The sequence below is a fragment of the Anaerotignum lactatifermentans DSM 14214 genome (assembly GCF_900142265.1).
Lineage (GTDB): Bacteria > Bacillota > Clostridia > Lachnospirales > Anaerotignaceae > Anaerotignum > Anaerotignum lactatifermentans.
Genome location: NZ_FRAH01000110.1, coordinates 1 through 7601, shown reverse-complemented (window position 1 = coordinate 7601; position 7601 = coordinate 1). Strand labels below are relative to the sequence as shown.

Sequence of the window (7601 nt, the reverse complement as noted above, 5' to 3'; positions counted from 1 at the left end):
GTAGGGCAGGAACGGCACTTCCTCAATCCGCAGGCTGTTAATGACGATATGCACATGGATATTTCCGCTGTGGTTATGCCCGTCCGGGTGGGTGCATACAAGGGCTTGGTGGCCGGGGAAATGCTCGGCGCAAAACTTCTCGCCCAACTCCTGCGCCCGGTCTACGGTCAAGCCGTTGTCCGGGCCGTCCCGTGGGTCAAAGCTGATGATATAGTGGTGGCTTTTCACATCTTCCCGCCGCTGGTTCTTCTCATAGCGGAGATTTGCTCGCATACAGGCAACGGCAAAATCCTCCCCGCCGCAGTTCAGCGTGGACAGCCGGTAGTCCTCGCGGGGGATAAGCCTGCCGGTTTCATCAAGGACGGGTTTCATGGTAAACTCGTCATGCTCAAAGAGCAGGTATTGTTCGGCGGCTCCGTAGTCGGCGTTTTTAGAGTTGATATGCTTGAGTGTTGCCAACTGCGTCACCTACTTTCTTGAGGACTTCATACTTGAGGGCGGCAAGGTCGGCTATGGCGGCGCGTACCTCACCGGACAGCGCATTGTAGGGCGCGCCGTACTCATTCAGATACCGGGCTATCTGGTTGAGGTTGCCGCCGATCCTGCCGTACTCGGCTGTGAGTTTCCCGACAGCGGAAAGCAGCTCGTCATTGACCGCTGACACATGGATAACGGGGCGTATGGCGGTGCGCCGTATCGCCTGCCGGAGAAATTCGGACTGGCTGATACCATAGGGCGCAAGCCGCGCTGTGAAGTCGGCGTATTCTTCTTCGGACAGCCGGGTTTTCACAACGCGGCTGCGGTGGGGCGTGTTGTATTTCTTTCGCATGGTCGTGACCTCCTTTCTTGCCGCATGAGCGCGGCGGGGATAAGCGGCGCAAGCCGCAAAGCAGGGTTTGGGGAAGGCACTCCCCAACAAGTTTCCCGCGAGGGGCAAAACCGCAGAATTGCGGATTTTGGCACCGTGGTAGAAACTTGCTCTCAGTAAGCCGCAGACTGTCCCTGTCCGGGTTTTCCGTACATAGAGCGAACGGGGCGGGGCTTTCAGCCCGCTGTGCGCGGCCTTTTTTCCTTTCGCCAAAGATACATTTGAAAGGCCGCCAGCTACCCGCTGAACGGGGACTTTTCAAATTTTCTTTTGCCTTAGTAATCCGGGAAACAGGGTTTTGGCAACCGGCGGGGCAGAGAATTTTTCCTTTCACTCCCTGCACCACCAGCAAAGGCCAAAATGACGGAAATACTGGAAATTTTCTCTTTGCTTCTTAATACGGACAAATCTCAAAAATGCCAAATGGACAATAAAAAAAGCAGCAAATCTTTTTCAGACTTACTGCTTTCACTGGCCGTCGGTGGCGGCTGATATTCAGTTTTTTGCTTATCGGTCAAATCGAAACTTGAACAGCGCGGCAATTAGCTGTTGCTTCACATATTCCTCAACCTCGGCATTTACTTGACCATTCATTTTAGAAAAATACCGGATATATCCGGCGTAGTGGGAAAGGACAGTGTTTATTGCGTCCGGGTCGCCCTCATGCGCCTTGACGATTGTTTCATAGGAGAGAAGTTTACTCATAGCGGTTTTCCTCCATGAGCCGCCGTAACCGCTGCAAGGCAAGCTGGATATGCCGCCCCGCTGTGCTGCGTGTCCGGCCGATATGTGCGCCGATCACTCGCTGCGGCTGGCGCAGGAAGTAGTAGCGCAAAATCACTTCCTGTGTCTGCTTTGGCTGGGCGGAGAGCGCGGCGGCAAGAGCGGCGTTACAGAGCAGGACGGTCTGGCCGCAGACGGTAAAGGGGTATTCCTCGTCCGGCTCCGGCCCGGCAAACTGGACAAACTTCTCGTCCATCAGATAGTCAAGGGAAATTTGCCGCTCCCATTTCCGGCGAAGCTGCAAAATCTTATCGCGGGCAGCATAGCGGATTACTGCCTTACAAAAGGCGTTGTGCTTGCGCTGGATGTACTCCTGATAGGCTTCAAAGTCGGTCATGGAAATTCCCCCTCTCTGAATAATAGTGCGGGGCGGCAGCACTCCTTGCTGTCGCCCCTTGATTGCCTGTCTGCAAAGGCGGGCGGGGCTGTCAACGGCGGCGCGTATGCGCCGTTCATCTTGACCGTTGACTGGCTCGACTGGCTTTGCTATTTATGTTTTATGAGACAAACTGCTCCAATTCTTTCTTATCCACAGAAACCAACTTTTCAATGTTGCCGTCCTTGTCACGAACAACATTCAAGCTAACGCCGTCGCTCACACCTTTGTCGCAAAAAGTGTAATGTTCCTTGTCATAAAGGATATAGATAGGCTTTTCGCCGTACATCCAATGGTTAGAAGTCTTGTCATAGGAAACGCCAAATTCGGCGTAGGCGTCCAGGCTGTCATCACGATAATTCGGATCACCTTGTTCAAAGCTACCACTTTCGGCCGTAATTCCGGCCTTTTCCAATTCGGTTTTCAATGCCTCCTGCTCTTTGGTGTGAGCATTAAAGTCAGCGTCCGAGGATTGCTTTAGACCTGTCAGGGTTCCAGATTCATCTCTAATGGGTTCAACGTCTATCACGCCGTCATCATAGGAAAAACCATTCGTTTCATTAGAACTGATTTGATCCTTGAAGTAACGCACGACTTGCCCGTTATAGAAGAAACGATCCTTTTCCGTGTCGTATGTCATGCCATACGGAGCATAGATAGAATACTTTTCAGCAATCTCAGCCCGGCGTTCTTGCTCTGCTTTGGCCTGTTCCTCAGAGGAAAGGACTTCATCATTCTCGTAGGCTTGCGCCGAGGAAGCCTCGTCAGAGGAAATGGGAGTGCCGCTATCTTTCGCTTCCTCCAAAGGTGTTGAGCTGGTAGTTGACTGGTTGGGTTCCGTCTGGCTTGCCGCGCTTGCAGCACATCCACTTAAAACAGCCGATGCACAAAGCGCCATTGTGAGTAAAAGAGTTGTAATTTTTTGCTTTTTCATATTCTGAAACACTCCTTTCTGTTTCTGAATATATAGTAGCAGAACTGTTTGGGATACCATTGTGGCGAATATGTTTTTTATGTGTAGTTAAAAATACGGAGCAATCAAATTTGACCGCCCCGTATTTTTCAAAATTGGATTGAAAACAATACCCCTCTGTCTGTGTTTTTCAAACTGTATATTATATTGTGCTGTTCTAAAATAGTTTTGACGATATAAAGGCCTAGCCCACTTCCTCCTGTTTTCTTATTGCGTGACCGTTCTATTCTATAAAACGCATCAAATAGTTTCGGTAATTCATCATCTGGGATATGAACACCTGTGTTTTCCAATCTGAAATTTACCGCTCCATTTTCAGAAAACGCATTCATATAAATTGAACTACTTTCCGGGGAGTACAAAATGGCATTAGAAATAATATTGTTGATTGCTTTTTGTATCAACATTTTATCAGCAACAATATGCAAAGAAGGAGAAATATCTTCGTTCCAGTCGATTTCCTTTTGCACGATTAAATCTTCAAATAAAGCGTATTCTCCCTTTAGCAAAGCAGAAAAGTCTATCGTTTCTTTTCGCAGGCCTACTTTAGAGGATTTAATACGCGAAACGGTCAAAATTTCTTGTACCATATTCTCCATTGTATTGATGATTTCAAGGGAGCGCGATAAATATTTACTGCGATTCTGATAATCCCCTACATTCAGAATCATTCCCTCTGTCTGCCCTTTGATAATTGTAATTGGCGTTTTTAGTTCATGCGAAACAGCGGAAAAGAAGTCTAACTGTGCCTGTTCTAATTCTCGCTCATGTTCTATATCTGCCTGCAATTTCGCATTTGCGTTTTGCAGATTTTCTAGTGCCGCAGAGAGTTTCATCGACATTTCATTTAAGCTGTGAGCCAGAACACCGAGTTCATCAGTCCGATCTTCTTTACATTTCCAATTAAAATTTAACTCAGACATCTCTTTTGACACTTCGCTAAGACGCAGTACCGGCTTTGTAACATAGCGAGAATAAACAACTGACGCAATAGTGGCTATCGCAAGGATAACAAAAAAGAGGATTAGAAAAACGCTTGCCAACGTATCCTTGAGCAAATCAACTTCATGGGCGCTCCCGGCAACCGTCAATGTATAAACCGTGTCTGACCCAGTAAACGAAAACAGGTAGCTATGTGTCGCTCGATAGGCCGCCGGATCGGCGTTTTCTGTTGCTATTCCTCCTGTGAGCAAACGCGGAAATTCAGTGCTCCCTTGTGAGGGGAGTTCTAGTTCATTTCCTGCGGTGTCGAATAATTGAAGTAGAACTCCATTATTATTCAAAAGAAATTCATCGAAAAGCTTTCCACTTTCCAGCGGGGACATAGCTTCTAATTCAGTAATAAATGAAGTTACCGTATTTTCTAAGTTTGTATCAAGAGTTGTACTATACGTCTTTGGAACAAGCCATGAAATAACGGTGTAGGTCAAAACACAGCAAATGCTGGTCAGCAAAAAGGTGATTACAAAAATTTTTGCAAATAAGCTCCCTTTAATTTTCTTTATCAATTTTATATCCCACCCCTCTGATTGTCTGGATGAAGTCAATCCCCAACTTTTTGCGGAGATTTTTGATGTGAGTATCTACAACTCTTTCATCGCCATAAAAATCATATTTCCACAGCTTATCCAACAAATTTTGCCGAGTAAGTACGCGTCCCTGATTTAGTAAGAGCTCCCTTAATACCTCAAACTCTCGCTGGGTGAGGTCGAAAGAAGCACCGTCTACCACAGCGGTATAGCTGTCCATATCCAAAACGAGATTTTTATAGGCAATCGTTTGGTGCTCCTGTTCCGGTATCATTGAACTTCTACGGAGTACAGCACCGATTTTGCGAACTAATATCGGCATGGAAAATGGTTTTGTAATATAATCGTCAACTTGCAAATCCAGACCTCGGATTTGTTCATCCTCACTGCTCAGGGCAGTCAGCATGATAATAGGGATTTGAGATTGCTTTCGGATTAACTCGCAAACAGTAAATCCATCAATTTTAGGGAGCATAATGTCTAAGAGTATCAGGTCAAAATGTATCGTCGAAAAGAGAGAGATAGCTTCCATACCATCATTGGCAATAGAAATTTCATATCCTACTTCCTGTAAAAAATTTCTCAAAAGTTCTTGAATATCTATGTCGTCTTCAACGATTAAAATTTTCTGCATAGTGCCGTCCTCCTTTTTCAATCAGCATATCACACTAATTTGTGATTAAAGTGTAGTTCACACATATTTGTTAGCTAAATTGGCCGCTCCAATTATAACATAGTTTATAGAGTGGATTATACTGTTTTCAGCGTCGAAGTATAATATTGGAATAATGGGCTGCTGTCTATCAAATTCTAGTGTTACTTTATCGCACATGAGCATTCGCGCCCGGATTGTCGTTGCCGTAGCCCTCCATGAGATTGATAACGCCCCAGATACCAAGCCCGGCTCCAAGTGCTACAACAAGGGTCTGCAAAACGTCTACTGCGCTATTGAAAAATGCCATAAATAAATCCTTTCTGCCGCGTCTGCGGCTGTCCGGCAAGCGGACAAAAGGCGGTCAGCGTATGCCGCCGCATAAAAAAACCGCCCTCTGGTAAAGGCGGCTGTCCCCGCGCTGCGTAAGTTCTGCGGCGCGGCGGTATTCAGTTGTAGGGGGGTGCGGCTCCTGCCGCTGTGTGCTGCGCCGGAAAGTAGGGGCGCGTATCATGTAGCCGATATTGATATATGTGATTGCTTCGATTCCTCCTTTCGGTGTCCCGCTGTGCTGCCGGACGGGTATTATTCAGACTTGCGGGAAGTGAATAGCTTGCATAGCAAGGTGTTCGCTTCCCGCAAGTTCACAAAGGGGTAGCTGCCGCAAGGCAGCGTAGGGGAAGTGTAGCTTCCCCTGTCCCCCCCCTCCCCGGCGGTCTGCCATGCTGTCACTGTTGAGGGATAAGCCCCCGGCGCGTGACATACTCCGTTGCAAAACGGCGGTGTTCCGCTTCCTTTTCCCGCCAATACTCCCATAATGCAGCGTCGGCGGCTTCCGCAACATTCATTAAAAACCGTTCAAGCTGCTTTTGTTTTTCCTCTGCGCTACGTTTCCTCATGGTCTGCGTCCTCCTGTAAGTCTGCTGCGTCAATCTCGTAATAGTCAAAAACCTCGTCGGGCTTGACAATGGCGGGGCGGCGTTTAAGGTGCTTTTCCATGTCAAAGGCGTTCTTCGGGTCTGCGTCGGATAGGTACTTGTATTTCGGGTGTTTCGTTATGTCGAATTTGTCCGAAAAGAACGGGCGCACCCCGCGTAGCTGCAAGATACATTTCCCTCCGTCCATGACTGCGATTTCATCTTCCGTCATAAGCTGCTTTCCCAATTTCTGATAGTTCAGCCCATGCGAAAGCTCCCGCCCCCTTGTTTCGGAAGTGTTGAAGCTGTCTATCGTTTCCTTGCCTAAAATCTCCGATATTTCTTTGAGCGTGGTTTTTTCCTTGCCGCCCAAGAAAAGCGTGGTGTCGCAGTTGCCGACTATGGTATCGGCGTTGTCCTTGTAGATTGCCTTTAGCTGTGACTGGCTCTGCAAGATGATTGACGCGGAGATTTCCCGGCTCCGTATGGTTGCGATTAGTTTCTCAAATTTGGGGATTTGCCCGATATTCGCAAATTCATCAAGTAAGCACCGTACATGGACGGGAAGCCGCCCGCCGTATTCATCATCTGCTTTGTCGCACAAGAGGTTGAATAGCTGTGTGTAGAGAATACTCACGACAAAGTTAAAGGTGTCGTCGGTGTCGCTGATAATCACGAAAAGGGCGGTCTTTCTGTCACCTATGGTGTCAAGCTCCATTTCGTCGGTTTCCATAAGCTCCCGCAGCTCCTTAATGTCGAATGGGGCTAACCTCGCGCCGCATGAGATAAGTATGCTTTTTGCGGTCTTGCCCGAAACGAGTTGTCAAGGACTTTTTAATCAAATTCACAAAAATGCCACAAAAAAAGTGCCAGAAGCACTTTCATGCTCCTGACACTCAGGCGGGTGGGGTTACTTTTCCCCGGCAAGGATTTTTTCGCAAACGGTCTGGTATTCCGGCAGCCGTTCAAGGAAGGGGTTCCAGCGCCGCTTTATCTCGGCCAGTTCCAGAGGATCAGCGGTCTGTTCGGTGTGGTCGTTGCCGGTCATCTGCAACACATCCATCGACACTTCGGAAAACAGTATCCGGGCAAGCTGCTCGGCGGTATAGATGATTACATTCTCCGCAATATACCGTTTCTCCGCGCCGATTTTCAGGAGCAGATAGCCCAGCTTGTCAGACCAGAACCATTCCAGATAAAGGCTTTCCCGGATGTAGTCGGCAAACACCGCGTAAACCCTCTCAATCTCTTTCTTTTCCATTTCTTCGTACAGCATTTTCATGTCCTCCTTGGCTAAAAGTTTTGGTGTGTACCATCATCAGTTTAACACAAGGCGGCTGGCTTTATCAGCCGGTCACATCTGCTGTATCTCGTTTTTGAGCATACGCTTGATTTTGTCGCTCATGGTTTCAGTGCTGGTATCGCTGAAATGGACGCGCACCTTGTAGGTGGTCTTGCCGATTTTCTTTACCAGCGCGGGGGCGTCCTCCGGCGCTCTGGCCG

The 7601-nt window shown here is 47.9% G+C and carries 11 protein-coding genes and 1 pseudogene; all 12 read right to left on the bottom strand.

The window, feature by feature from the left end; translation table 11 throughout:
• Window positions 1–459: relaxase/mobilization nuclease domain-containing protein (locus tag BUB35_RS17305; RefSeq protein ID WP_159432913.1), on the bottom strand; the 459-nt coding region annotated here is incomplete at its 3' end.
• A complete protein-coding gene (locus BUB35_RS17300; RefSeq protein ID WP_072853772.1) occupies window positions 431–829 on the bottom strand; it encodes a plasmid mobilization protein in 399 nt (132 codons plus the stop codon). The genes BUB35_RS17305 and BUB35_RS17300, both read right to left, overlap by 29 nt.
• 546 nt (window positions 830–1375) lie before the next feature.
• Entirely contained in the window at window positions 1376–1573 is a 198-nt protein-coding gene (locus BUB35_RS17295; protein WP_072853770.1) for a helix-turn-helix domain-containing protein, read from the bottom strand.
• The gene (locus BUB35_RS17290) at window positions 1566–1988 is read right to left on the bottom strand and encodes an RNA polymerase sigma factor (RefSeq protein WP_072853768.1); all 423 of its coding nucleotides are present in this window, start codon (window positions 1986–1988) and stop codon (window positions 1566–1568) included. Before BUB35_RS17290 ends, BUB35_RS17295 begins: the two co-directional genes overlap by 8 nt.
• A gap of 160 nt (window positions 1989–2148) precedes the next feature.
• Window positions 2149–2961 (bottom strand): hypothetical protein, encoded by an 813-nt coding sequence (locus tag BUB35_RS17285; RefSeq protein ID WP_072853766.1) that lies wholly within the window; start codon window positions 2959–2961, stop codon window positions 2149–2151.
• 128 nt (window positions 2962–3089) lie between these two features.
• Window positions 3090–4508, bottom strand: a complete 1419-nt coding sequence (locus tag BUB35_RS17280) for a HAMP domain-containing sensor histidine kinase (protein ID WP_072853764.1) — start codon at window positions 4506–4508, stop codon at window positions 3090–3092.
• Entirely contained in the window at window positions 4492–5163 is a 672-nt protein-coding gene (locus BUB35_RS17275; protein ID WP_072853762.1) for a response regulator transcription factor, read from the bottom strand. Before BUB35_RS17275 ends, BUB35_RS17280 begins: the two co-directional genes overlap by 17 nt.
• Before the next feature lie 187 nt (window positions 5164–5350).
• On the bottom strand, window positions 5351–5491 hold the full coding sequence (locus BUB35_RS17270; RefSeq protein ID WP_002586628.1) for a Maff2 family mobile element protein: 141 nt from the start codon (window positions 5489–5491) through the stop codon (window positions 5351–5353).
• 418 nt (window positions 5492–5909) lie between these two features.
• Window positions 5910–6080 (bottom strand): hypothetical protein, encoded by a 171-nt coding sequence (locus tag BUB35_RS19325; RefSeq protein WP_002569167.1) that lies wholly within the window; start codon window positions 6078–6080, stop codon window positions 5910–5912.
• Window positions 6067–6918: pseudogene (locus BUB35_RS17265) on the bottom strand (VirD4-like conjugal transfer protein, CD1115 family); the annotation flags it as partial. The pseudogene BUB35_RS17265 and the gene BUB35_RS19325, both read right to left, overlap by 14 nt.
• Window positions 6919–7008: 90 nt before the next feature.
• On the bottom strand, window positions 7009–7374 hold the full coding sequence (locus BUB35_RS17260; protein ID WP_072853760.1) for a hypothetical protein: 366 nt from the start codon (window positions 7372–7374) through the stop codon (window positions 7009–7011).
• A gap of 78 nt (window positions 7375–7452) precedes the next feature.
• Window positions 7453–7601, bottom strand: a 149-nt coding sequence (locus BUB35_RS17255) for a transposon-encoded TnpW family protein (RefSeq protein ID WP_072853758.1), incomplete at its 5' end; no start/stop codon positions are given.